Consider the following 26,230-nt stretch of genomic DNA (forward strand, 5'->3'; position numbering starts at 1 on the left):
AAGAGCCTCAGGACCTGCTCTTCAGCCGCTCCGCATGCCAGGCGACATGATCGCGCGCGAAGGTCGAGACAAAATAGTAGGAGTGGTCGTAGCCCTGCTGGAGCCGGTATTCATGCGTGGTTTTCGTGTCCACCAGCGCGGTGACCAGGGAAGACGGTTTCAGGAGGTCGTAGAACTGATCGTCCGCCCCCTGATCGATCAGGACATCTCCGCTCCAGCCCTTGTCCTTCAACAGCATTGAGGCGTCATGAGCGCCCCATCCGCTCTCATCCCCGCCAAGATACGCCCCCAGCTGTTTGCGGCCCCAATCCGATGCAACCGGGTTGGCGATCGGTGCGAAGGCGGAAAGAGACTGGTAGTGGCCCGGATATTTCATCGCCAGTGTCAGAGCGCCGTGACCGCCCATCGAATGCCCGGTAATTCCATGATGGACGGAAACCGCGAATTTCTCGGTGACGAGATCGCGCAATTCACTGGCGATATAGGTTTCCATCTGGAAATGTTCCTTCCAGGGCGTCTCGTCGGCATTGACGTAGAAGCCGGCCCCTTGCCCCAGATCGTAAGCCTCGTCGTCGGCCACCCCCTCGCCGCGCGGGCTGGTGTCCGGAAAGACGATGGCAATTCCGAATTCGGCGGCGTGTGCCTGAAGACCAGCCTTGGTCATCGCGTTCTCGTGGGTGCAGGTGAGGCCCGAGAGATACCACAGGCACGGCACCGGGCCATTACTGGCCTGTGGCGGCATATAAACCGCAAAAGTCATTTCGCAGTTACAAGCCTCCGACAAATGACTGTAAACGCCCTGAGTGCCACCGAAAGCCTTGTTTTCGGATATAGTTTTCATGGTCCTCAACTTCCAACTTTCGAACACTTCAACGCAGACGGCCTTCCCTTCAAGTGAAGGGACTGCAATCTGAGAGCCAGGCCTGAACTTCAGCCCCGATCCTCAATTGCCGGCTCACCAGCATGCACTTGAAGCCGGGGCCGGCCGATTGATCAGTAAAGCACGACGGAACGGATCGATTCGCCCGCATGCATCAAGTCGAAGCCCTTGTTTATGTCTTCGAGCGGCAAAGTGTGGGTGATCATCGGATCGATCTCGATCTTGCCGTCCATGTACCAGTCGACAATCTTCGGCACATCGGTGCGGCCACGCGCGCCGCCAAAGGCGGTTCCGCGCCAGGACCGTCCGGTCACCAGCTGAAATGGCCGCGTCGAGATTTCCGCACCCGCAGGCGCGACGCCGATGATGATGCTTTCGCCCCAGCCCTTGTGGGCCGATTCCAGTGCCGTCCGCATGACGTTCACATTGCCGGTCGCATCGAAGGTATAATCCGCCCCGCCCTTGGTGAGATCCACCAGATAGGAAACCAGATCCCCGTCAACCTCGCTTGGATTGACGAAGTCGGTCATGCCGAAACGCTCGGCCATCGGCTTCTTGTCGTTGTTCAGGTCCACACCGACGATCTGGTCGGCGCCGGCCAGGCGCAGGCCCTGGAGCACGTTCAGGCCGATGCCGCCGAGGCCGAAGACGATGGCGCGCGAGCCGATTTCGACTTTCGCGGTGTTGATCACCGCGCCGATGCCGGTGGTGACCCCGCAACCGATGTAGCAGACCTTGTCAAAGGGCGCGTCCGGACGGATCTTAGCAAGCGCTATTTCCGGCACGACGGTATAGTTGGCAAAGGTCGAGGTGCCCATGTAGTGAAGAATCGGCTCGCCATCTAGCGTGGTGAAGCGCGAGGAACCGTCAGGCATCAGCCCCTGCCCCTGTGTGGAGCGGATCGCCTGGCAGAGGTTCGTCTTCGGGTTCAGGCAGTATTCGCAGGTGCGGCACTCGGGGGTGTAAAGCGGGATTACGTGATCACCTGGTTTCAGGGTCGTGACACCCGGCCCCACCTCGACGACAACCCCGGCCCCTTCATGGCCCAGGATCGCGGGAAACAGCCCCTCCGGATCGGCTCCGGACAAAGTGAATTCATCGGTGTGGCAAATGCCCGTCGCCTTGATTTCCACGAGGACCTCGAAAGCCCGCGGGCCTTCCAGGTTCACGGTCGTGACTTCGAGCGGTTTTCCGGCCCCAACGGCGACTGCGGCACGAACTTCCATAAATGTATCTCCCAGAATCCATAATTTGGAGGAGAGTTACCGGCCCGGCCGTCAATTGCAAGAACCCTTGCGTCCCCCTGTGTCGGAATAACGCATTTTAGCCAGGTTCACACACTGCATTTTGTCAGGAAAGCATCTCCTTAAGACCCCTGTTTCCTTTATTCTCCCTGCGTTTCTCCGCACCCGCCGGCAGGCTTAAGACACTCATGTCGTATTCTGACAAGCTGGCGACTGAAACCTGATACGCAAGCTGATGTGCAATCGCGAATATGCCGGGCGATGGACGGGACCCGGTCCTTGTCGCTAAGGTTCGGGTCACGGAGATTCAACTGGAAACGCCGCCGATCCCTGAGCGACAGGGAAAGACGGCCTGCAACGCGCGGAGCCGCTGCTTTATGAAGCGTTATTCCTTCCTGGAACTGGCGAAAAACGCCTTTTCAGCGCATCAGAACTGGGGCCGCCAGTGGCGCGCTCCCGAACCCAAGGCTGAATACGACGTGGTTATCGTCGGCGCAGGCGGGCACGGACTTGCGACGGCGTATTATCTTGCCAGGGAACACGGCATCCGCAATGTGGCGGTGATTGAAAAAGGCTGGCTCGGCGGCGGAAACACCGGCCGGAACACGACCATCGTACGGTCGAATTATCTCTGGGAAGAAAGCGCAGCACTCTACAATCACGCCATAGGTCTGTGGCAGAACCTTTCCCAGGAACTGAATTACAACGTCATGTATTCCGCGCGCGGCGTGATGATGCTGGCGCACACGATTCACGATATTCAGGTCGCGCAGCGGCATATCCATGCCAACAGGCTGGCCGGGGTCCAGAACGAGTGGCTCAGCCCGGAACAGGCAAAGGACTACTGCCCGCCCCTGAATATTTCGAAGAACATTCGATATCCGGTGCTGGGCGCTGCCCTGCAAAAGGTTGGTGGCACGGCGCGCCATGATGCGGTCGCCTGGGGCTATGCCCGCGGCGCCGATGACCTTGGCGTTGATATCATCCAGAATTGCGCGGTTACCGGCATTCGTCGGAGCCAGGACGGTTCTGTCGAGGGAGTCGAGACCGCCAAGGGGTTCATCAAGGCAGGGAAAGTCGGCGTGGTGACCGCCGGGCACACGTCCGTGGTCATGGAAATGGCAGGGGTTCGCCTGCCACTTGAGTCCTTTCCACTTCAGGCGCTGGTTTCCGAGCCGATCAAACCCGCTTTTCCGTGCGTGGTCATGTCCAACACAATCCACGCCTATATCTCACAGTCGGACAAGGGGGAGCTGGTGATCGGGGCCGGTACGGACCAGTATGTCTCCTACTCCCAGACCGGCGGCATCCATATCAGCAATCATACCATCGACGCGATCTGCGAACTCTTCCCGCATTTCCGCCGCATGCGCATGCTGCGCAACTGGGGCGGTATCGTCGATACCACGCCGGACCGCTCGCCGATCCTGTCGAAGACGCCGGTGCCCGGGCTCTACGTCAATTGCGGCTGGGGAACGGGCGGGTTCAAGGCCACGCCCGGATCGGGTCACGTCTTCGCGCATACCATCGCCAAGGACGAACCGCATCCGATCAACGCGCCGTTCACCATCGACCGGTTCCGTACCGGACGCCTGATCGACGAGGCGGCCGCGGCCGCCGTGGCCCACTAGGGAAAGTGCAGACATGCTTTTGATTTATTGTCCCTATTGCGAGATCGAGCGCGCGGAAACCGAATTCCACTGCGGTGGCGAAGCGCATATCGCGCGGCCTTCCGATCCCGAAAAGACAACCGAAGACGACTGGGTGGAGTTCCTTTACATGCGCTCCAACACCAAGGGCATCGCTGCGGAACGCTGGCGCCACATCCATGGCTGCGGGCGGTTTTTCAATGCCGTGCGCAACACGGTCAGCGATGAATTCCTGAATATCTACAAAACGGGCGAAGCAAAGCCGGATCTTGAGGCATTTGCCAGGGAGGCCGGCAAATGAGCCAGCCGTTCCGGACTGAAAAAGGCGGACGGATCGACCGCGCCGAGGAACTCACCTTCACCTTTGACGGTGAGGAATTGCACGGCCATGCGGGCGATACGCTTGCTTCGGCATTGCTTGCAAATGGCGTCCATCTGGTCGGCCGTTCGTTCAAGTACCACCGTCCGCGAGGTATCCTGACAGCAGGTTCGGAGGAGCCGAACGCGCTGGTTGGCGTCTACCGAAAGAGCGATCAGACACCGAACCTGCGGGCAACGCAGGTCGAACTCTACGATGGGCTGCAGGCGATTTCGCAAAACCGCTTCCCGTCACTTGGCTTCGATGTCGGCGCGGTCAACGATCTGTTGTCGCCGCTGTTCCCGGCGGGGTTCTACTACAAGACCTTCATGTGGCCGAAATCCTTCTGGGACAGGGTCTATGAACCCATCATCCGGGCAGCGGCCGGACTTGGCAAACCGCCGAAAAACCCGGATCACGACACCTATGGCAATCTTTACGCCCATTGCGATGTCCTGATTGCCGGTTCCGGGCCATCCGGTCTTGCGGCAGCTCTGGCGGCGGCCGAGACAGGCGCCAAGGTTATCCTGTGCGACGAACAGGCCGAGTTCGGCGGGTCGCTTCTGAGTGAAACCAGCGCGACCATCGACGGCAAGGATCCGGCAGTCTGGGTCGCCTATGCCGTCGCCAGACTTGGCGCGATGGACAACGTCACACTGCTGCCTCGCACCACCGCATTCGGCTATTTCGCGCATAACTTCGTCGCGCTTGCGGAACGGGTGACGGAACATCTTGCGGATCCCGACCCGAGACTGCCACGTGAACGCCTTTGGCAGGTGCGTGCCAAGGAAGTCGTGATCGCTGCCGGAGCCATCGAAAGGCCGATGGTGTTTCCGGAAAACGACCGACCCGGAATTCTGCTAGCGGACGCCGGACGTACCTATCTCAACCGCTATGGCGTGAAGGTCGGGCACAAGGTTCTTGTTGCAACGGCTTGCGACACCGCCTGGCAGGCGGCTTTCGACCTCGCCGATCATGGCGCGGAAGTCGTGGGGATTATCGATCTTCGCGAATCTCCGCCAGAGAGCCTTGTCGCAATCGCCGCCGCGCGCGGTATCCGCGTCGAAGCCGGTTGCGTGGTCACGGGCACACTAGGCCGCAAACGCGTCAAGGCGGCGCTTCTGGGCAGGTTGATGACCTCGGGTCAGGTCGCTTCAGGTGGCCAGATCGAGTGCGACGCCCTGCTCATGTCCGGCGGCTGGACACCAACCGTCAGTCTTTTCTCCCAGTCGCGCGGCAAGGTCGTCTGGGATGCGGAGGCAGGTGCCTTCGTGCCGGGCAAGTCGGTTCAGAAAGAACGCTCCACCGGCGCCGCTAATGGCTTGTACGGCCTGGAAGCGTCTCTCGCGGACGGCTACGCGGCGGGCGAAGGCGCCGCAAGGGCGGCAACCGGAAAATCGGCCGCGATTGCCCACAGCCGGACAAGCGGCGGCGAGGCCGGAAGCGGCGGCACGCTCGGCGCCCTTCCCCACGACCGCAATGCGTCCCGCGTCAAGGCGTTCGTCGATTATCAGAACGACGTCACAGCGAAGGATGTCAAACTCGCGGTGCGCGAAGGCATGCAGTCGATCGAGCATATCAAGCGCTACACGACAACAGGCATGGCGACCGATCAGGGCCGCCTTTCGAACATGAATGCCCTTCAGATCGCCTCCGGTGCGCTGGAGAAACCGCTTACGGACGTGGGATTGACGACATTCCGACAGCCGTTCACGCCAACCACTTTCGGATTGTTCGCCGGTATATCGCGCGGCGACTTCTTCGACCCGGTCCGAAAAACGCCCTCGCATGACTGGGCCGTTGCAAAAGGCGGTCTCTTCGAGGACGTCGGCCAGTGGAAACGCGCCTGGTATTTCCCTGAAAACGGCGAGGACATGCATGCAGCCGTTGAGCGGGAATGCCGGACCGTGCGTAAAAGTGTCGGCCTGTTCGATGCATCCACACTCGGAAAGATCGAAGTGGTCGGCCCGGACGCGGCCGAGTTTCTGGAGCGAATGTATACCAACCCGTGGAAGAAGCTTGCCCCCGGGCGCTGCCGCTATGGCCTGCTTTTGAACGATGCGGGATACATTACCGACGATGGCGTCATCGGCCGCCTTGCCGATGACCGCTTCCATGTCACGACGACCACCGGAGGTGCGGCGAGCGTGTTCGCGACCATGGAGGATTATCTGCAGACGGAGTGGCCGGATCTCGATGTGTGGATCACGTCCACCACGGACCAGTATGCGGTCGCCGCTGTTCAGGGGCCAAAGGCCCGTGAGGTGATTGCCCCCTTCATTGAGGGAATAGACCTGTCCGCCGAGGCCCTGCCGCACATGAGCGTCAGGGAGGCAACGTTCTGCGGCGTTCCCTGCCGCCTGTTCCGCATTTCCTTCACCGGTGAACTCGGTTTTGAAATCAACGTGTCCCGCCGCCACGGAAAGATGATGTGGGAGACCCTGGCCGGGGAGATCGAAAAGCATGGCGGGGCTGCCTACGGCACCGAAGCGATGCACGTGCTGCGCGCCGAGAAGGGCTATATCATCATTGGCCAGGACACCGACGGCACCGTCACCCCGCAGGATGCGGGCATGACCTGGGCCATCGGCAAGAAGAAACCGGACTTCGTCGGCAAGCGGGGTCTTGAGAGGCCGGATCTCAAAGCGGAAAACCGCAAACAGCTTGTCGGTCTCCTGACAAGGGATCCGAAGATAAAGCTGGAAGAAGGCGCGCAGGTCACGATACTGGAAAATCCGGCCACCGGAACACCGGCGGAAGGTCACGTGACCTCATCCTATTTCAGTCCCGCGCTGGATCGCACGATTGCCCTGGCAATCGTCAAGAACGGCCATGCCCTTGAGGGCAAGACGCTCTATGTGCCGATGCCGGAGGGCAGCATCCCGGTCGAGGTCGCCGGCACGGTGTTTTACGACAAGGAAGGAGCTCGGCTCAATGTCTGATCTTCTGGCAAGCGACCTGGTCACCCCGGACGCCGGCGAGGCCCCACTTCTCGGCTTGGCCAGCGTGTCCATTTTGAAGGTCGCCCCGCTCACGCGGTTCTCCTTCCGGGCACGTACGGCCTCCGTCAAGAAAGCCGGAGCCGCAGTCGGCATTCCTCTGCCCATCAAGCCCTTGACCAGCGAGACTGCCACCAAACGGGCAGCTCTCTGGATGGGACCGGATGAATGGACCCTGCTGGCGCCTGAAGAGGATCTTCAGGCTGTAGTCACCGGAATCGGCAGTAAACTTGGGAGTGAACCGCATGCGCTGGTTGATGTTTCCGACCGCTCGGAAGCGGTGATCGTCACCGGTGAGAAAGCTGCATGGCTGCTGAATACCGGTATCTTTGTCGACCTGTCGCAGGAAGCCTTTCCTGTCGGCACCGTGACGCGCACCGTCTTTCATAAAGCGCCGGTGATGATCTGGCGGATCGGTCCTGACGCCTTCGTGGTCGAGGCCTGGGGATCCTTCATGGACTATGTTGCCGGACTGCTCATTCAGTGCGCGCAGGAACTGGAAGCGGCCTGATCGCCCGTTCCCGGCCAGCGTCCCGGAAAATTCGGCCCCTTGCAGACGGTAATATTCTGCAAGGGGTTTCTTTGTATGCTTTTCCGATAACACCCGATTAGGGCATGTCGCGTTAAATTGAATTCAGGCAACCGCCCGAACGCATTTGCAATGCAAACGCTGCCTCGGGCGTTTTCCAGAATAGGCGGATCCGTCTTAACGCGACACGCTTTGGAACCCAGCGGCTGGTATTGCCTCCAGCACGCTTGCAATTGCAGCCGGAAGCCCGCAAATCTGTCGACCATGATCAAGATCGGTTCCTACAACATTCAAAAATCCATCGGGGTTGACGCCCGCCGCCGTCCGGAGCGCACTCTGAGTGTTATCCGGGAGCTGGATTGCGACATACTTGCGTTGCAAGAGGCCGACAAGCGTTTCGGCCCGCGCGAAAGCACCCTGGACAGGGACAGCATTCTGGAGGAGACGGATTACCGGCCCGTGCCGTTTGCGACCGGCGACATGAGCCTCGGCTGGCATGGCAACGCTCTCCTCATTCGCAACAAGATCGGTATTCTCGACTACCGGCGGATAGAGCTTCCGACCCTGGAGCCCCGCGGCGCCGTAGCGGCGGATCTCCTTGTCGGCGGCGAAAAATTACGTGTTGCGGCGATGCATCTGAGTCTGGTCGGCCATTTCCGCAAAAAACAGGTCGCATCGCTGATGCATCAGTTGCACGAACATCTTGACTATCTGCCCACGGTTCTGATCGGCGATCTGAACGAATGGCGCGACACATCGGGCAGCATGAAGCTTTTCGAGGAACGCTACGAGGTCACCACACCGGGGCGCAGTTTTCCAAGCCCCATGCCGGTCGGCAGCCTGGACAGGATCATCACCAGCCCGGAATTCACGGTAAGGGAAGCGGGCGTTCACAAATCCAAGACCGCGCGCATCGCGTCCGATCATCTGCCCGTCTGGGCGCATCTGACGCTTGAGCCCGCCGGTCACCTGGCCGCGGCGGTCAAACCTGCCATCAGTCCGCCGGGATGAGCTGGTTTTTCAGGAAAATGCGAGTGTGACCAGCTGGAACATGCCTGCCGCAAGCATCGCCGCGGACGGCACGGTGACGATCCAGGCCGCAATGATTGTCATCAGATTGCTGCGGCGCACGAGCCGCAGGCGCCTGCGTTCTTCCCGGTTGCGGATGAATTTTCCCGGCTTCGTCTCATTGCCCTTCACCACATGCCGGTTGAAATACCATTCGCGGTAGAATCCGACGCCGAACACTGCCCCGAGGGCAATATGGGTGGACGAGACCGGCAAACCGAGACCGGAAGCACCAAGAACGGTGATCGCGGCCGCGAGCGCAATGCAAAATGCCCGTACCGGGCTCAGCTTGGTGATCTTCTTGGAAACCACCGTGATAAGACGGCGGCCGAATAGCAGCAATCCCGCAGAAATGCCGAATGCACCGACGAATTTCACCCAGAGCGGAATGTCCGTATTGAGCGACCCCAGGAACCAGTAGTGGAGATCTGTCAGTTCGGTGGACTGGCTGAAGACAATCGCCGCAAGCGGCGCGATCGCATTGGCGACATCGTTGGCGCCATGCGCAAAGGACAGAAGACCGGCGGTGATCAATAGCGGAATGGTGAACAGCACACGCAGGGAGACTGTCTCGTCCTCCAGATCCATGGTCTGTGCGGAAACCACCCGCCGGTAGAACGACCAGACGGCCAGGCCGATCCCTATCGGCAGCGCCGCAGCCAGCGGTCCTGGAAGAAATTCCAGCAGTGCCGATGTCCGCAGCAGCATATAGCCGGTGAAAGCTGCTCCCATGATTCCGAGCAACACTGGAAGCCAGAAACAGGCCGCTTCAATCTTGTTTTCGTTGTAGATCACGCGGGCATTGATAAATGCCATCAGGGCCGCTGCTATGGCTCCGCCCAGCACCGGCGAGATAACCCAGCTTGCGGCGATTGCGGACATCGTCGTCCAGTTGATGGCCGAGAATCCGCTGACCGCAATTCCGGCTCCCAGAACGCCGCCGATGATAGAATGGGTTGTCGATACCGGCGCGCCGATAAACGTGGACAGATTGATCCAGAGAGCCGATGCGGCCAGGGCGGTCAGCATGGCGAGCATGAACGAGGTATTGTCGATCACGTCGTGGGGGCTCAGAATGTCGCCTGAGACCGTGGATATGACTTCCGAACCCGCCAGAAGCGCCCCGGCGCTTTCGCAAACAGCGGCAATGATCAGCGCACCTGTCACGCTGACGACGCGCGCACCGACAGCCGGTCCGACATTGTTGGCAACATCGTTCGCACCGATGTTGAGAGCCATGTAGCCGCTGGTCACGCTTGCGGCGATCAGGATCAGAACATCCGAAACGTCCGAGGAAACGATCTGCGAGGCCGCCGTTGCCGCGCAGAGCGCAAGAAAGATGACAGCGAGGCCGTAACCGCTCAGCTTTCGGCCCATGGCTTCAGCTGCGTCGCCGATAAATCCGATCCTGTCGAGATCCTTGTCCAGGGCCCTGGATTTCAGGTCCTTTTGTGACGGCAAGCGGCAAACCCTTTTTGAGCCGGAATTAATTTGGGGAACCCTGCCCGGTCAGGCCGGAACTACACAACCAACCTCAACAAACAAGACACTTTTTAAGGTTGGCCTAAACTTGGCAAGCTGAGACGACACGCGTGCGTCAGCCGCACTTCAAATTCGTTACTTGTCTGGACAACTCACTTGATCTGGTAGCGGTGGCGGTGCAGGAAACGCTTCAGGGGCGTCTCATCCGCGGCTTCGACGGCTTCTGACAACGGCATCCATACGCAACGGCGCTGTCCGATCTCCGGAAAGTCCTCGAGCTGCTTTTCAAAGCGGATCATGAAAACGAGGACCTTGGTCCTGATCTTCAGACCATCGGAAAGCCCCTTGAAGGAGCGGAAACTTCCAATAGGCTTGGCCTGCGCCTTTCCAACGACGCCGGCTTCCTCATAGGCCTCGATGACAGCGGTCTGATGAGCCGGCTTGTCCTTTTCCGGCCACCCCTTGGGCAGGATCAAACGGCCGGTGTCGCGAGTGGAAACGAGCAGAACTTCAGGTTCGCTGTCGCTTGGCCGAACGCACAGCGCCGCTATCTGCAGTCTGGCCGGCTTGACGAACAAACCACTGAGACCTTGCAGCCACGAAACATGCTGTACAGACATCGACTTTGCGAATCCCATCTCCACTCCCGAGCGCTGGATTTGCAGTGTATATAGTGACTTGCAGTGATTCCGTCTAGAAAAAAGTGCACTTTGTGCGCAAATCTGGTCTGTTTAAGTGCATAAAATTTCCACACTCAATCGGCAGAAACCAACACATGATCGGCGCTCCATGCGCCCGGCCAGACCTCAGCCGCGCCTGATCTGAGATCACGTAACTGCTGAAAGGGAACTGTTGCGACCAGAAAGGGTTCTTCACCACCGGCACCGCCGGTTGGCGAAATGTCCGCTGCGACGCCAGTGTGTCCGAATTCCTCCTCGCAGGGCAGATAAAGCGCCGCGCCGGAAAAATTGGTATCGTTCTGTGTCGTCCCCCTGGAGGTGCCGACCACGCCGCAAACCGCGACGGCACACATGAGTTCAACCGCGCGCGCCCTTGCACAGCCGAACACCCGATAATAGCCCGACGGCTTCTCAGTCATCGAAGGGACCAGCAGCAGGTCCACACCGTGCCCGGCGAGCAGACTGCTGAGTGCGGGCATTTCAACATCCAGGCAAATCAGGATCGCCATTTTCAATCCGTCGAGTTCAAAAACCCGCAGAGCGGTTCCCGGCGTCAGGTGCCATGTATCGGCACTTTGCTCAAATGGGGTCAGAGAAAGCTTGTCCTGACGGATGTTCCGGCCGTCCGCTGTCAACAGAACTGCGGTGTTGGTGATCCCTCTTGCGGTTTTAACCGGCATCGTCCCGGCCAGCATGGAAACACCGTGCTTTTGCGGAAGGTGCCGGATCAAAGGCACCAGTTCCGTACCGACAGCCGCCAGGAACGACATTTCCTCTTCCGGTGGCAAGCCTTCGGGCTTGAAGGCGAGGCAGCATTCGACCAGGTATTCCGGAAGAATCAGGAGCCTTGCCCCAGCATCGGCTGCGCGCTTGACGCCCTCCTCGATCTGCCCGGCCAAAGCGGCAACCGACCCCGGCGCGCGGCCGAGATTGAAAGACCAGAGAGCAATCGAATAGTCAGTCATGGCGCCACGCGAAATCGTTCCCGATGCGTACGCCTTCAGATGAACGCGAAAACACGCAGACGGATAGGTTTCAGGAGATCGGATCCGCCTTGCAACGTTCATCCGAACGCCAAGGAGGCTCCGCAGAGCGCCAGAGATAAATGAGTTGATCAGGGAAGATCAAGGCTGAAACGTCGGCTGACGGGATCAGGCGAGAAACAATCCGACAAATGCCGCGAGTACGATCAGGAAACCGGTGCCGACAACAGCGGCTTTCGGTTCAGGCGGGAGGGCATGCAGTTTAGCCGATCGGCGGACTTCGCGGATGCCCTTCAGCGCAAGATCCGTGCGCCGGTCAATTTCCGCAAAATATGGCGAAAGCTCATTCTGAGCGCGCATGCCTGTTCCTCGCGATTCCTTCGTCAGAAGGAACGCTAGGGCAAGTGCGTTAGCTTTTCGTAAATGTCCCTCACGCCCTGACTCGGGCCCGGCTGGCTTTTACACACGCATCTTTTGCGGATCGGCCACATCCAGGATGCGCAGTTGAACCTTGGGCGTTCCCTGCCAGGTGTCGATCGAGAGTGTTCCGGCGACATGGAGCGAACGACCCCGGCCTTCCAGCAGCATCCGGCCGTGCGGTTTGTCCTCCGCCTTGAAGCAGATCGCCTTGAGCGTGCTTCCGTCGCCGGCTGCCAGTGTTGCCCGGACATGGCCCTTGCCGACCACGTCGGCAAAGGAAATCCGGTGCGCGGGAAAGGCAAAGACCGGTTCGGAATGACCGGCTCCGTAGGGCCCGGCCTTTTCAAGAAGCTCCAGCAGGTCGAGTGTCGCACCTGTTGCGGTCAGCGCAGCGTCGATCTTGAGTTCGCGGTGCGCGGAGGCCTCATTGACGTCGTCACCGAGCATTTCATTGAAAAAGACTTCCAGATCCGCAACCTTTTCCCGGCGCACGGTGAGACCCGCCGCCATTGCGTGGCCGCCGCCTTTATCCAGAAGCCCTTCGTCAACCGCCTTGCGGACAGCCTTGCCGAGATCCACGCCGGAGATCGAGCGGCCGGAACCCGTTCCCTTGCCCGTTTCGTCATAGGCGATGGCAAAGGCCGGCCGGCGGTGGGCATCTTTCAGGCGAGAGGCAATCAGCCCGACGATACCCGGATGCCAGCCTTCGGACCCGGTCAGAAGAACCGGCGGATCGCGTGCCTCAATGGCCATTGCCGCTTCCGCGCCCGCCTCTTCCAACATCATCGCTTCCATTGCCTGACGCTCGGAATTGAGCTGGTCGAGGCGTTCGGCAATCGCTCGCGCCTCGTGCGGGTCTTCCGTTGTCAGGAGCCTTGCCCCGAGTGCCGCATCGCCGATCCGTCCACCCGCGTTGATCCGCGGCCCCAGCAGAAAACCGAGATGATAGCTGGCGGGCTTGCCACTAACACGTGCGGCGTCCGACAAGGCGGTCAGTCCGAAATTCCGCCTTTGATGCATGATTGCAAGTCCGCGGGTCACATAAGCCCTGTTCAGACCCTGCAGGGGAACGACATCGCATACCGTACCAAGGGCAACGAGATCCAGCAGCCCCATCAGGTCGGGCTGCTGCCTGCCCTGGAAAGCGCCCCGTTGCCGCAATTCCCTGTTCAAACCGACGAGAAATAGAAAGGTCACGCCGACCGCGGCCAGATGCCCCTGCCCCGACAGATCGTCCTGCCGGTTGGGATTGACCAGCGCCCTGACATTCGGAAGCGTTTCACCGACCTGGTGATGATCGATGACCACGACATCGAGATCAAGCTTCTGCGCCGTTTCAAAGGCTTCGAAAGAGGTGCTGCCGCAGTCCAGCGTCACCAGCAGCTCCGCACCGTCCTGCCGCAATTGTTCGATCGCCGGTCCGTTCGGGCCGTAGCCTTCGATGATCCGGTCGGGAATATGAATGACCGGATTGAGCCCCAGTCCCTGGAGATATTTTGCAAGGACTGCGGAAGATGTGGCGCCGTCGACGTCGTAATCACCGAAAATGGCGATCTTCTTGCCCGCCTGAACAGCATCGGCGATGCGGGCCACTGCGGCATCCATGTCCACAAGCTTTGAGGGATCGGGCATCAGAGCCTTGATGGAAGGATCGAGAAACTCCGGCGCTTCATCCGGCAGAACGCCGCGGGCGGCCATGACGCGGGAGAGAACATCCGGCAGCCCGTGCATCTGGGCAATTGCCGTTGCGGAGCGTGCCTGCGCTGCGCTCAGGCGTTCGCGCCAGGCATTGTCATTTGCCGAACGGGCAACCCCCAAAACGAGCCGCCTCTCCTCTTCTCCTGCATTGCCGATCATTCAAAGCCTAAATGTCAAAAGACCCCGGAGCCTTGCCAGTTCCGTTCCCTAGTCCAGAAGGAATTTTTCCAGATCCGTATGCTGGGCCTTGATGTAGCGGACCGTTCCGGTGGACGAGCGCATGACGACGGTGTGAGTGGTGATGTGATGGCGGCCGAAGCGGACGCCCTGCAGGAAGTTCCCGTCGGTCACGCCGGTTGCCGCGAACAGTACATCCGGCCCCGCCATTTCCTGCAAGGTGTATTTCTTCTTGATATCCTCGATTCCCATACGGTGGGCCCGCTCGACCTGCTCCTCGCGGGTGATCACCAGGCGTGTCTGCATCTGGCCGCCGATACAGCGCAATGCGGCAGCCGCCAGCACCCCTTCGGGTGCGCCGCCGATCCCGGCATAGAGATCGATGCCGGTTTCGTCCGGATCGGTGGTATGGATAATGCCTGCAACGTCTCCGTCGCCGATCAGACGGATCGACGCGCCGGTCGCCCGGATATCCTCTATCAGGCGGGCATGACGCGGCCGGTCCAGAACACAGGCGGTGACCTCGTTGATCTTGACGCCCTTTTCCTTGGCGACGGCGGCAAGGTTGTCGGCAATCGGTGCATCAAGATCGATGGTGTCGTCCGGATACCCCGGGCCGATCGCGATCTTGTCCATGTAGCTGTCCGGCGCGTTCAGCAAATCGCCCTCCGGTGCCAAAGCGATGACGGCCAGTGAGTTCGGCAGGTTCTTCGCGCAAATCGTCGTGCCTTCAAGCGGATCGAGGGCGATGTCCACCTTCGGGCCGTTCTTGGTGCCGACATTTTCGCCGATATAAAGCATGGGAGCTTCGTCGCGTTCCCCCTCGCCGATCACCACCGTGCCGTCGATGGGCAACCTGTTCAACTCGCGCCGCATTGCGTCCACAGCAGCCTGGTCCGCTGCCATTTCGTCGCCACGGCCGCGCAGGCGCGCAGCTGAAACAGCTGCCCGTTCGCTGACACGAGCCAACTCAAGCGTCAGAATTCGGTCCAGGCCACTGGTCGACTGTTTTTCGGTATCGGACATCAATTTCTCCAGTTCTCCCCACGGGCCGCGCCGCGTGACACACTCGAATTCACAAGTTCAATTCAGTTTTTCGATGCGGATCAGCTGCGGCTCTTCGGCAACCACACCTTTCGACATGATGGTCTCCAGCGCCTGCTTGATCGCGACTTCAGTGGTTTCATATGTGATCAACATGACGGGCTGAGGCACATCCGCATCATATTGTGCAGGCGGCTCATCAGTACCTTGACGCTTCTGGACGATCGACTCGAGCGAAATTCCGGCATCGCCCATGCAGCGCGCGATTTCGGCGAATGCTCCCGGGCGATCATAGACAGACAGGCGGATATAGTAGCCACCTTCATGCATGCGCATCCGCGCCCGCTGGTAGTCTTTCAGGTCCCCCGCCGGCATGCCGAGCACAGGTGTTTCGTCCCCGCGCGCGATATCGGCAATGTCCGCAACGACGGAGGACGCCGTTGCGTTGCCGCCGGCGCCCGGCCCGACCAGAACGATTTCACCCACGAAATCGCCATCGACAGCCACCGCGTTCAATACGCCGTCAATCCGCGCAATCGCAGAGGTTTTCGGAACCATGGTCGGATGTACGCGCTGCTCAATGCCTGTCTCCGTCCGCTGGGCGATTCCCAGAAGCTTGATGCGGAAACCAAGCTCGTCCGCAGCCTGGATATCGGCGGTCGAGATCGACGTGATCCCCTCCATGTAGATATCCTCGTCGGCAATCTTCGTACCGAACGCCAGACTTGTCAGGATCGCAAGCTTGTGGGCCGTGTCATTGCCCTCGATATCAAAGGTCGGATCGGCCTCGGCGTAACCAAGGCGTTGCGCTTCTGCAAGACATTCCTCAAACCCGATGCCCTCGGCTTCCATTCGGGTGAGAATGTAATTGCAGGTCCCGTTCAAGATACCGTAGACGCGGCTGATGTCGTTGCCGGACATGGACTCCCGCAACGTCTTGACGACGGGTATCCCGCCGGCGACGGCGGCCTCGTAATTCAGGCAGGCGTTGTTGTCTTCGGCAATCAGCGCGAGGTCGACACCGTGCCTGGCGAGCAGAGCCTTGTTTGCGGTGACCACGTGGACGCCGCGCTTGAGGGCCGCGCGCACGCTGTCCTCGGCGGGACCGCTGTCGCCGCCGATCAGTTCCACGAATATGTCGATCTTTGCCTTCCCGGCCATTTCGACCGGGTCGGAGAACCATTCCAGCCCGGAAACATCAATGCCGCGATCCTTGCCGCGGTCTCGGGCGCAGACCGCGGTCACGGCCACCGAACGGCCGGATCTGCTTCCGATCTGCCCTGCATGTTTTGCGAGAAGTTGGACAACGGACAGGCCCACGGTGCCAAGGCCGGCGACGCCCACTTTCAATGCTTCTGACATATGGGAAATAATCCAGTTCTATTCAGCCTGAGGTCCCGAGCGGGATGACGTTGTGCAGCTTTTGATCCGCCGTTTCAAGGAAGCGGCGGATATTTCTTGCGGCCTGACGCAGCCTTTGCTCGTTTTCCACCAGTCCTATGCGCACATATTCATCGCCATGCTCCCCGAAGCCGATGCCCGGAGCGACCGCGACCTCCGCTCCCTCCAGAAGCAACTTCGAATATTCGAGACTTCCCAGGGAACGGAACTTCTCGGGGATCGGCGCCCAGCAGAACATGCTGGCTTCAGGTGCCGGAATGTCCCAGCCCGCGCGGCCGAAACTGTCGACAACCACATCGCGCCGGCGCTTGTAGACCGCGCGCGTCTCCTTGATGCAGTCGTCGGGGCCGTTCAATGCCGCCGTAGCGGCAACCTGAATGGGAGTGAAGGCTCCGTAGTCGAGATAGGATTTGACGCGGGCAAGCGCGGAAATCAGACGCTCGTTGCCGACGGCAAAGCCCATGCGCCAGCCGGGCATGGAAAAAGTCTTGGACAGCGAAGTAAATTCAACCGTGACGTCCATGGCGCCGGGAACCTGCAGCACAGACGGAGGCGGTGTATCGCCGAAATAAACCTCCGAATAGGCCAGATCGGACAGGATGAAAATGTCGTGCTTGCGCGCGAACGCAACAACGTCCTTGTAGAAGTCGAGATCTGCGCAGCAGGCGGTCGGATTGGCCGGATAGCACAAGATGAGCGCGATCGGCTTCGGTACGGAATGGATAACGGCACGTTCCAGGGCGTGGAAAAAGTCCGCACCCGGCTCGGCAGGTACATTGCGGATCGAGGCGCCGGCCATGAGAAAACCGAAAGTGTGGATAGGATAGCTCGGGTTCGGGCTCAGAATAACGTCCCCGGGAGCGGAGATCGCCTGGGCCATATTGGCAAACCCTTCCTTGGACCCCAGGGTCGCGATCACCTGGGTTTCCGGATCGAGTTTCACGCCGAACCGGCGTCCGTAGTAGGCCGCCTGTGCCTTGCGCAACCCGTGAATGCCCTTGGAGGCGGAATACCGGTGGGTGCGCGGATCCTGGACCGCTTCGGTCAGTTTGTCGACGATATGCTTTGGTGTCGGCAGATCCGGGTTGCCCATGCCGAGATCGATAATGTCCGCTCCCGCCGCGCGCGCCTTCGCTTTCAGACGGTTGACCTGTTCGAAGACATACGGCGGAAGCCGTTTGATCTTGTGGAATTCCTCCATGGCGCGGATCCTTGCGAGTTGACGATACGGACCGCGAGGCGTTTCAGCGGCAACGACTGCGCGGCGGGGACCTTTTAGCAGCCTCGAAATAAATACGCACCCGTCTTTATGTCACGCGCGCACATTCTGGAAATCGGATGAATCCGCCAGATCTCAAACCCGGCAATTCGGCGCCTGAACGGGTTGCCGGGTGAACCGGTCAGGCGGCTTTTGTGCGCTGGGTGGAAAATGCAGGCTCCACCTCGAAACTCTGCAGCCCGCCATCGGCGGACAGCGCCATCGTGACAATCTGAGCTTTTCCCTGGCGCTTGGCCTTGTAGAGGCCTTTGTCCGCCACATCCAGCGCACGCTCCAGCGGCACATCGCGGTCGGCCGTCACAACGCCGGCACTGGCAGTGACGGTGAGTTTTCCGCCAGAGACCTCGCGGCACTCCATACTGAACCGCCGGCAGACCCGCCTGGCGGTGAGCAGGGCCGTTTCCTGGCCGCAATTCGGCAGGAACACGGCGAATTCCTCGCCTCCAAGCCGCCCGGCGACAGCCGAAACATCGAGCGTATCTTTCAGGACACGGCCAAAGAGCTGAAGCACAGCATCGCCCATGGGGTGACCGAACCTGTCGTTGACGGATTTGAATCCGTCAAGGTCCAGCATGACCAGACTGAAGGTTTCATATTCCGCTCTGTTTTCAGACATCCAGCTTTGCGCGCCGTTCAAAAAGGAACGCCGGTTCGCAAGTCCCGTCAGTGCATCCTGATTGGCCTGCTGCCTGAAACCGTGCATCGAGCGCTCGACGATCATGCAGGCTGGCAGCAGGATGGTAACGACGATGGAAAGCAGGATGATGATCAGGTGCACCGCCATGAATCTTTCCGGGAATGCCGTCAGGAAATCCGGATAGAGCCGTACATTCTGATTCACGATGAACCATACATACCCAAAGCACTGGACGAGGGTCGTTATGCCGAGCAGCCGGACTGAGTGAAGGCCATCCTTGTTCTGCCGGAACGCCATCCAGACAATGGAAAGGCAGGTCAACATCAGGTAGCTCTGCACAAAGTTGGCGCGTGCCGGAAAGCTCTCGAAAAAAAGCGGATAAAAGCAGAGACCGATCCACAAACACGCGACGGCGAAATTCAGCCAAATGGTCGGCCGCGCCCCAAGGAAAGTCGCGAATCCGCTGCGTCCCAACCCGAGACCCAGAATCAACAGCGTATTTGCTACCAGGATACTCACACTATCCGGCGCGACGCCGCGCATGCCAACCAGAACCGCTCCTGTTCCGGCCAGAAACATGCCGCACGACCAGAGAAGCAAACTACGCGCGCAGGCCGGGCTGCGCGCTTTCCAGAAGACAAAAAACACTATCAGAACCGCGCTGCCGGCAAATAGAGCGACCATCACGCTGGTAAACAAGGTAGGGGTATCAAGCGTCATTAAAGGGTCCATCCTGCCACAAGCCGATACTTCCTCCGCAGTTGTAAAAAACTACTTTAATTCTGCCGTAAATATCAATGTTCTTTAATGCAATTGACAAAAATTGATATGTCGGTTTCGGGCCGCAAGTCATGTTTCCCCCAACCGTCGGAACACATTGCAAGTGTTTTCACAGGTTGCCGCGGACACGGCAGAGGCAACAGCCCACGGAATCGATCTTGCCCAAGGACTCCGGCCGCGGGCTTTACTGCGCCGCCAGACTTTCCAGATAGGCTTCGGTCGCCTCTCTTTGCCTGGGATTGATCAGCCCGGACGCCTCACCGGCATAAACCGTCGGACGGTAGCCTTTCGGAGCTGGAACGCTTGTGCTTCCCTGACCAGGATTGGTCTTGAGCGCATCCACAAGTGGTGTGCCGGGGCCTACCGCGCAGGCAGCGAGCCCGAAGAGCAGCGACAGGCCGCAAGCCGGAGCGAAAACCTTACGTATTATTGACAAGCGCCTCTCCTCGATGCCGTTCCCGCGTCCATCCGACTGTCACAAATCTCCGCTAGCCGGAACGTTCGAAGCCATTGGAATCCAATCGACGCAACCGGAACCTTGTGTCATAAATACCTGATAGTTCAAAATACCAGCGGAAATATAACAAGATAACGGATTTGAACAAATACGGGCTCTCTGGCCATCCCAGGGCCGGACGGGGCAGGAAACCGGAGGAACCCCCCGCTAATGGCTGATGATCGCCAGCATCCCATGTTGCAATACATCATAAACAACCCGGAAGCTTTTGCCCAAAATCTTGCAAAAACGCTGGAGAATGCCGGCAAGGCAATGGCCGCCTATATCGAGCCTCGCGAACAGGGCAAGATCAGCCATGAAGCAACGGATGAACTGACCGGTATCGTCAAAACCCTCGCACAAGTCGGCGAATACTGGGTGTCCGACCCGCAGAGGTCCGTCGAAGCCCAGTCACGGCTGTGGGGCAGCTATATCGATCTGTGGAATTCTTCCCTGAAACGCATGATGGGCGAGCCTTCCGAACCTGCCGTGCAGACCCCGCCGAGGGACAAGAGGTTCGCGGACCCCGACTGGGACAACAACCAGTTCTTCGATTTTATCAAGCAGCTCTATCTCATCACCAGCAAATGGGCCGAGGACATGGTCCAGGATGCCCAGGGCCTCGACGAGCACACCCGCCACAAGGCAGAATTCTATGTTACGCAGATCGCCAACGCGATCTCACCGTCAAATTTCGTTCTCACCAATCCGGAGCTGCTTCGCCTGACGATGGAGAGCAACGGGGAGAACCTGGTCAAGGGCATGCAGCATCTTGTCGAGGACCTGAAGTCCGGCAAGGGCGACCTCAAGATCCGGCAGACCGATCCGTCGAAATTCAAGTTCGGCGAGAACCTGGCGACATCGCCCGGCAAGGTGATCTCCCAGAACGACGTGTGTCAGGTGATCCAGTATTCGCCATCCACCGAAGAGGTGCTCAAGCGACCGCTCCTGATCGTGCCGCCCTGGATCAACAAGTTCTACATTCTCGATCTGAACCCGGAAAAGTCGTTCATCAAATGGGCGGTCGACCAGGGCCATACCGTCTTCGTGATCTCCTGGGTCAATCCGGATGAGCAGCAGGCACAGAAGAGTTTCGAACACTACATGAAGGAGGGTATTCTCAATACTCTCGACGTGATCAAGCGCGCCACCCGCCAGGAGGAAGTCAATACGATCGGCTATTGCGTCGGCGGAACCCTGCTGGCCGTGACGCTGGCCTACATGGCCCGTATCGGCGACGAACGGATCAAGACCGCAACCTTTTTCACCACCCAGGTCGACTTCACCTTCGCGGGCGATCTCAAGGTCTTTGTCGACGAGGAGCAGATTTCCCTCGTGGAAAAGCGCATGGCGGAATGCGGCTACCTCGATGGCTCGAAAATGTCCTCGGCCTTCAACATGCTGCGGTCCAACGACCTGATCTGGTCGTATGTGGTCAACAACTATCTGAAGGGCAAGGAGCCCTTCCCGTTCGACCTGCTCTACTGGAACTCCGATTCCACCCGGATGCCGGCGGCCAACCATTCCTTCTATCTGCGCAACTGTTATCTCGACAACAAACTGTCCAAGGGGGAAATGGAAATCGCCGGAAAGAGGCTGGACCTGTCCAAGGTGACGATCCCGATTTTCAATCTGGCCACCCGCGAAGATCACATCGCGCCGCCGAAATCCGTTTTTCTCGGCTCCGGCTGCTTTGGCGGGCCGGTGGAATACGTTCTGGCCGGTTCCGGTCACATCGCCGGTGTGGTCAATCACCCCGGAAAAAACAAATATCAGTTCTGGACGGGTGGCGAAGCCAAGGGAATGCTTGAAAACTGGCTCAACAACGCTGAAGAGCACCCCGGTTCCTGGTGGCCGTACTGGGACGAATGGATCCGCTCACAGGACGCCACCAAGGCAAAGGCCCGCAAACCGGGTGCATACAGGGTCAAACTCCTGGAAGACGCGCCGGGATCCTATGTGATGAAAAAAGCCTGATCCCGAGCTTCCCGTAACCGTTTGAACAAGGAGCGCTTCAGGCGCGCTTTTCCACGCGCCCGAAGTGGGACTCCAGCGGCGTCAGGGTCATGGCGAGCAGCTTGCCGAACCGGATTGCACTCATCGGCCGGCCAAAGTGGAAGCCCTGCACGGTCTCACAACGGCAACTTGCCAGAAACGCCTGCTGTTTGGCGCTCTCGACGCCTTCGGCGACCACATTCAACCCGAGTTCCCGGCCAAGGGAAATGATCGCCCGCGCGATGCTGCGGTCGCTTTCATCAAAATCGAGATCGCGGATGAAGCTGCGGTCGATTTTCAAACGGGTAAGCGGGAAACTCTTCAGCGCCGCCAGGCTGGAATAACCGGTTCCGAAGTCGTCGATGGCAAGCTTCAATCCAATCCTGCGGAAATCGTCCATGATCTGGACCGCCTGGTCGGCATTCTGGATGAGGAGGCTCTCGGTTACCTCCAGTTCGAGATACCCGGCGTCCAGGCCGGACGTGTTCAATGCCGCCGTCACATCGGAGATCAATCCGGAGTCCCGGAACTGCCTGACCGAAACATTCACGCCCATCGTTATCGGCGTCAGTCCTGCATCCTGCCATTGCTTGTTCTGCAGGCAGGCTTCATGCAGTACCCATCGGCCCAGGGGAACGATCAATCCGCTTTCTTCCGCCAGCGCGATAAACTCGCCTGGCATCAGGCGGCCAAGAGCGGGATGCTGCCAGCGGACCAGCGCCTCGGCACCGACAATCCGACCGCTGACGAGATTGTATTGCGGCTGGTATTCCAGGAAGAATTCCCCGGTTTCGATGCCGGTGCGCATTTCCTCCAGCAACGTCAGCTTGTTGACGGATTTCTCGGGCCGGGTCTGGTCATAGATCTTGAAACCGTCCCGGCCGGAAGATTTTGCCTCGAACATCGCCTTGTCGGCATTTTTCAGTAGCTCCGCCGCGTCGTTGGCATCTTCCGGATAACAAGCAGCCCCGATGCTGCAGGTTACATGGAAAGACAGGTCACCGATGTTTATGGTTTTGGTGGTGACCGCACGCAGATCTGTCATCAGATCCTCAAGGTTCACCTTGAGCGCCGAACCACCCTCGACAATCAGCACGAACTCATCGCCGCCGAAGCGGATCGCCTCATGTTTTTCCGCGAGGACCGATTTTATCCGCTCGGCAACGATCGCCAGAACCTTGTCACCGATCGTGTGCCCGAAACTGTCATTGACGAATTTGAAGTTGTCGAGATCGACAAACACCACGGCCACCGGCTCTCCCGACTTTCGGCTGATCTCGACTTTTTCTTCCAGCTTGTGCTTGAATTCCTGCCTGTTGGGCAGGCCGGTCAGAACATCATGATGAGCGAGATAGCGGATCTTGCTCTCCGCCTGATCGCGTTCCACCGCGATGGACGCCAGGCGCGCGGCCTCCGTCGCCAGTCCCTTCTCGTGCTCCGTCGGGGTGCGCACTTCCGTCGAATAAAGACCGAAGGTTCCGAGGACCCGGGAGTCCTTGCTGAAAAACGGTACGGACCAGCATGAGCGCATGTCGTAGTTGCGCATGATGTCCCGGTGGTCCTTCCAGAGTTCATGGGTGAGGACGTCGTCGACGAACACGCTTTGCCGGGTATGAACCGCTGTGCCGCAAGACCCCATTCCTGGCCCGACCTGCAACATGTCGGTCTGTTCCATATAGGCTTTCGGCAGATTGGGAGCCACACCATACATGAGCAAGGTGCCGCTCTCATCCGTCAGCATCACGGACCCGAAAACACCTTCCAACTGGTCTTCTATCGTCAGGACAAGTGTTTCCAGCACGTCGTCCAGCGGCTTGCCGCCGGCGATCTCCTGCAGAACCTTGTTTTGCCCCTGCTGCAGCTTTTCCGCTTTTTTACGCTCGGTGATATCCCGGCAGAGGCCGATAATCCCGACGACTTCGTCCTTGTCGTTGGTGACCGGGAACTTCGAGGAGGAAAACCATTTTCTCCTGCCCGACGGCAAAATCAGGAATTCCTCGTGATCGATCTGGGGAGACTTTGTCGCCATCACCTCTGTCTCGATCTTCATGAAGCTGGAGCCGATTTCCTGCGGATGAAGCTCCATGTCCGTCTTGCCGAGCAATTCGGAAAAATCGCTATATCCGATGTCGATCGCAACCTGACGGTTCGCCATCACGAACCTGCATTTGCGGTCCTTGACGAAAATATAGTCGCTGACCTGGTCGACAAGTGTCTGCAGCCATTCACCGGTCAGATAGAGTTCGTCGCCCTTGCGAAGCTGCGGCATGTCATTCAGACGCGCCAATTCCGAAGCCAGTGACGCCCCATCTTCCGGCCCTATGAGGTCAGTTAGCTGCCGGCTCCAGTTTAAAACCATCAGATCACCCCTACCCAGTGGATACAGCCATCTTCGCAGCCTTCGTATTTCTAAAAATTTCGAGCTAAAAACTCATTAAAACGACAGTCTCAAACTTCATGATTGCGTTAATTTTCAGCCGAAACCCTGTAAAGCCTTCTTCTATCATCCTGATTTTATTTGAATTCAACACCACGTCAAACGGCTTGCAAGATTTTCTCCCAAAAAGCTTTTTCTGTTGGCATCCACTATTTGTAAGTTGCAAAAACCAAACAAAGTTGTTTGCAAAACCCACCGTCACCCGGGTATTGTCTTTTCTTGATCCGCGAACCTGGCAACCAACCCTGTCCATGCAACCGTCTCAGCTTCAGATTCCTCCCAGAACCGGTCCCGGGCAGTCCAATGCCTTCGGAACCAACACGCGCCTTCTGCTTTCGAGCGGCGGAGCAGGTAAATCGCCGCGCTTCGTGTCGCCTTATGTGAAGCTCGCCGCGCCGGCTCTGGTCACTGGAGCGCTGTGGTCTCATCTCTGGATCGGACATGCCGTTGCCGTGTTGCTGACAATCGTCATCGCTGCAGTTCTGCTGCTGATCCCCAAGCCTTCCATAGTCTCACCGCATCGCAACGGCTGGACGAAACTTGTCGGTTTCGGCGAGAGGATCTGGCTGAACAGGCTACTCGTTGCCGTCCCGCAAGGGCTGAACAGGCGTCTTACGACACTGTATCTCGTGTTCTGGAGCGGTACCTTTGTCGCAGTCCTCGGAGGGTTCACAGCCTCGCCGATCCTGACATCCACCGGCCTTCTTGTGGCATATTGTGCCCAGATTATCGGGTTTCAGAAGCTGATCCAGCTCTACCGGGTCATGAAAGACAGGGACCCGCTCTACCGTTCCTGGTCCCTGACCGCCGAAAATGACAATCAGCACGGCGCACCCGAACGCCGGACTAACTCCATGAACTAGATCCTGACCGGGCTTATGCCGGTTTCGATCGTTTTTCCGCGAGCAGACCGATATAGGTCAGCGCAACGCTGGCTCCCGCGATCGATGTGATGTCAGCGTGATCATACGCGGGCGATACCTCGACAACGTCGCCGCCGACAAAATCAATCGCCCCCAGCCCCCGCAGGATGGACAGCGCTTCGCGGGAAGACAGGCCTCCGGCGACAGGCGTGCCGGTGCCCGGTGCGAAGGCTGGGTCCAGGCAGTCGATATCGAAGGTCAGATAGGCCGGTCCCTGCCCCACGCGGCTGACGATCCGGTCGATGGTTCCCGCGATACCCAAGTCATCCATCTCGTGACCGTAGATGATGTCAAGACCGCAGGTTTCAGGCGCATGGGTACGGATGCCGATCTGGATGGACCTGTTCGGGTCGATGAGACCTTCGCGCACCGCCCGTCCGGTGAACGTGCCATGATCGATCCGGTCGCCCTGATCCGGCCAGGTGTCCTGATGGGCATCGAATTGCACGAGCGCAAGCGGGCCATGTTTGGCGACATGGGCCTTGAGCAGTGGATAGGTGACAAAATGATCGCCGCCGATGGAAAACAGATGCGTGTCCGCCGCGAGAATGCCGGAAGCCTGCGCCTGGATGTGTCCCGGAATATCGGCATTGCGGCCGTAATCGAAAACGCAGTCGCCGTAATCCACGCAGGCGAGTTGTTCGAACGGGTCCATGTTGAAAGGATACTGCGGGTCGCCGTCGAAAATCGCCGAAGCACGCCGCACGCCTTGCGGCCCGAACCTGGCGCCCGGCCGGTTGGAGACCGACGCATCGAAGGGAATGCCCCAGACCGCCAGATCCACTCCGTCGAGATCGCGGCTGTAACGCCGGCGCATGAAGGACAAGGCCCCTCCATAGGTCGGCTCATGCGAACCGCCTTTCACGGATGTTCCCAGAAAGGCATTATCGGTCGGACGCGGCAAATCTGATGACATTTCTGTTTTCCCGGAAGCTGCGCGATGCGAACCACATCGCAGACCGGTTTTAACAGTCATCCCATTTCAGTCCAATCATCCCGAGCCTGTATTTTTACGGTGGACCAGTGGTGCCGAGGCAGGCTGCTTCATGGCTGCGCACCTTGAAATGCCCC

At 59.1% G+C, this 26,230-nt stretch carries 22 protein-coding genes; 7 read left to right on the top strand and 15 right to left on the bottom strand.

The window, feature by feature from the left end; all coding sequences use genetic code 11:
* Positions 1-7: 7 nt before the first annotated feature.
* Together fghA and OA90_RS21415 are read right to left on the bottom strand one after the other, a co-directional pair.
* The gene (gene fghA / locus OA90_RS21410; RefSeq protein ID WP_068417258.1) at positions 8-841 is read right to left on the bottom strand and encodes an S-formylglutathione hydrolase; all 834 of its coding nucleotides are present in this window, start codon (positions 839-841) and stop codon (positions 8-10) included.
* Between the two features lie 152 nt (positions 842-993).
* Positions 994-2,106, bottom strand: coding sequence for an S-(hydroxymethyl)glutathione dehydrogenase/class III alcohol dehydrogenase (locus OA90_RS21415; protein ID WP_068417261.1), 1,113 nt, complete (start codon positions 2,104-2,106; stop codon positions 994-996).
* A 395-nt stretch (positions 2,107-2,501) separates the two neighbouring features.
* On the opposite strand from OA90_RS21415, the gene OA90_RS21420 reads away from it, so the two are divergent.
* From OA90_RS21420 to OA90_RS21440, 5 genes are all read left to right on the top strand, one after another.
* Positions 2,502-3,755 (top strand): sarcosine oxidase subunit beta family protein, encoded by a 1,254-nt coding sequence (locus OA90_RS21420; protein WP_068417355.1) that lies wholly within the window; start codon positions 2,502-2,504, stop codon positions 3,753-3,755.
* Positions 3,756-3,768: 13 nt separating this feature from the next.
* On the top strand, positions 3,769-4,074 hold the full coding sequence (locus OA90_RS21425; RefSeq protein WP_068417264.1) for a sarcosine oxidase subunit delta: 306 nt from the start codon (positions 3,769-3,771) through the stop codon (positions 4,072-4,074).
* Positions 4,071-7,073, top strand: coding sequence for a sarcosine oxidase subunit alpha family protein (locus tag OA90_RS21430; RefSeq protein ID WP_068417268.1), 3,003 nt, complete (start codon positions 4,071-4,073; stop codon positions 7,071-7,073). Before OA90_RS21425 ends, OA90_RS21430 begins: the two co-directional genes overlap by 4 nt.
* A complete protein-coding gene (locus OA90_RS21435) occupies positions 7,066-7,641 on the top strand; it encodes a sarcosine oxidase subunit gamma family protein (protein ID WP_068417271.1) in 576 nt (191 codons plus the stop codon). The genes OA90_RS21430 and OA90_RS21435 overlap by 8 nt, the downstream gene beginning before the upstream one ends.
* 282 nt (positions 7,642-7,923) lie before the next feature.
* The gene (locus tag OA90_RS21440; protein ID WP_068417274.1) at positions 7,924-8,670 is read left to right on the top strand and encodes an endonuclease/exonuclease/phosphatase family protein; all 747 of its coding nucleotides are present in this window, start codon (positions 7,924-7,926) and stop codon (positions 8,668-8,670) included.
* A gap of 9 nt (positions 8,671-8,679) precedes the next feature.
* Here the strand turns inward: OA90_RS21440 and OA90_RS21445 are convergent, their stop codons facing one another.
* The 10 genes from OA90_RS21445 to OA90_RS21490 all read right to left on the bottom strand — a co-directional run bounded on the left by OA90_RS21445 (position 8,680) and on the right by OA90_RS21490 (position 19,744).
* Positions 8,680-10,188, bottom strand: a complete 1,509-nt coding sequence (locus OA90_RS21445; RefSeq protein WP_068417277.1) for an inorganic phosphate transporter — start codon at positions 10,186-10,188, stop codon at positions 8,680-8,682.
* Between the two features lie 173 nt (positions 10,189-10,361).
* The gene (locus OA90_RS21450; RefSeq protein ID WP_068417280.1) at positions 10,362-10,847 is read right to left on the bottom strand and encodes an NUDIX hydrolase; all 486 of its coding nucleotides are present in this window, start codon (positions 10,845-10,847) and stop codon (positions 10,362-10,364) included.
* Between the two features lie 116 nt (positions 10,848-10,963).
* Entirely contained in the window at positions 10,964-11,854 is an 891-nt protein-coding gene (locus OA90_RS21455; protein ID WP_068417284.1) for a nitrilase-related carbon-nitrogen hydrolase, read from the bottom strand.
* A gap of 186 nt (positions 11,855-12,040) precedes the next feature.
* Positions 12,041-12,232, bottom strand: coding sequence for a hypothetical protein (locus OA90_RS21460; RefSeq protein WP_068417287.1), 192 nt, complete (start codon positions 12,230-12,232; stop codon positions 12,041-12,043).
* A gap of 99 nt (positions 12,233-12,331) precedes the next feature.
* Positions 12,332-14,149, bottom strand: a complete 1,818-nt coding sequence (gene recJ / locus OA90_RS21465; protein ID WP_068417290.1) for a single-stranded-DNA-specific exonuclease RecJ — start codon at positions 14,147-14,149, stop codon at positions 12,332-12,334.
* Between the two features lie 48 nt (positions 14,150-14,197).
* Positions 14,198-15,193, bottom strand: coding sequence for a class II fructose-bisphosphatase (gene glpX, locus OA90_RS21470; RefSeq protein ID WP_068417293.1), 996 nt, complete (start codon positions 15,191-15,193; stop codon positions 14,198-14,200).
* Between the two features lie 57 nt (positions 15,194-15,250).
* Entirely contained in the window at positions 15,251-16,573 is a 1,323-nt protein-coding gene (locus tag OA90_RS21475; RefSeq protein ID WP_068417297.1) for a homoserine dehydrogenase, read from the bottom strand.
* Positions 16,574-16,595: 22 nt separating this feature from the next.
* A complete protein-coding gene (locus tag OA90_RS21480) occupies positions 16,596-17,813 on the bottom strand; it encodes an LL-diaminopimelate aminotransferase (protein ID WP_068417300.1) in 1,218 nt (405 codons plus the stop codon).
* Positions 17,814-18,012: 199 nt separating this feature from the next.
* Positions 18,013-19,248 carry a GGDEF domain-containing protein gene (locus tag OA90_RS21485; RefSeq protein ID WP_068417301.1) on the bottom strand — a complete coding sequence of 412 codons (1,236 nt, stop codon included), beginning with the start codon at positions 19,246-19,248 and terminating at the stop codon, positions 18,013-18,015.
* 244 nt (positions 19,249-19,492) lie between these two features.
* Positions 19,493-19,744 (bottom strand): hypothetical protein, encoded by a 252-nt coding sequence (locus OA90_RS21490; protein ID WP_068417308.1) that lies wholly within the window; start codon positions 19,742-19,744, stop codon positions 19,493-19,495.
* 231 nt (positions 19,745-19,975) lie between these two features.
* On the opposite strand from OA90_RS21490, the gene phaC reads away from it, so the two are divergent.
* Positions 19,976-21,781: a class I poly(R)-hydroxyalkanoic acid synthase gene (phaC, locus tag OA90_RS21495; RefSeq protein ID WP_068417310.1), complete on the top strand. Its 1,806-nt coding sequence runs from the start codon at positions 19,976-19,978 to the stop codon at positions 21,779-21,781.
* 37 nt (positions 21,782-21,818) lie between these two features.
* Here phaC and OA90_RS21500 read toward each other — a convergent pair whose 3' ends face one another.
* Both OA90_RS21500 and OA90_RS21505 read right to left on the bottom strand, forming a co-directional pair.
* Positions 21,819-24,086: an EAL domain-containing protein gene (locus tag OA90_RS21500; RefSeq protein ID WP_208986240.1), complete on the bottom strand. Its 2,268-nt coding sequence runs from the start codon at positions 24,084-24,086 to the stop codon at positions 21,819-21,821.
* Between the two features lie 136 nt (positions 24,087-24,222).
* The gene (locus OA90_RS21505) at positions 24,223-24,489 is read right to left on the bottom strand and encodes a hypothetical protein (protein WP_068417314.1); all 267 of its coding nucleotides are present in this window, start codon (positions 24,487-24,489) and stop codon (positions 24,223-24,225) included.
* Here OA90_RS21505 and OA90_RS21510 point away from each other — a divergent pair.
* Positions 24,488-25,099 (top strand): DUF6653 family protein, encoded by a 612-nt coding sequence (locus OA90_RS21510; protein WP_068417316.1) that lies wholly within the window; start codon positions 24,488-24,490, stop codon positions 25,097-25,099. The genes OA90_RS21505 and OA90_RS21510 overlap by 2 nt on opposite strands.
* A gap of 13 nt (positions 25,100-25,112) precedes the next feature.
* Here OA90_RS21510 and speB read toward each other — a convergent pair whose 3' ends face one another.
* Positions 25,113-26,075 carry an agmatinase gene (gene speB, locus OA90_RS21515; protein WP_068417317.1) on the bottom strand — a complete coding sequence of 321 codons (963 nt, stop codon included), beginning with the start codon at positions 26,073-26,075 and terminating at the stop codon, positions 25,113-25,115.
* Between the last annotated feature and the right edge of the window lie 155 nt (positions 26,076-26,230).

It is taken from the genome of Labrenzia sp. OB1, assembly GCF_001624695.1.
GTDB lineage: Bacteria > Pseudomonadota > Alphaproteobacteria > Rhizobiales > Stappiaceae > Roseibium.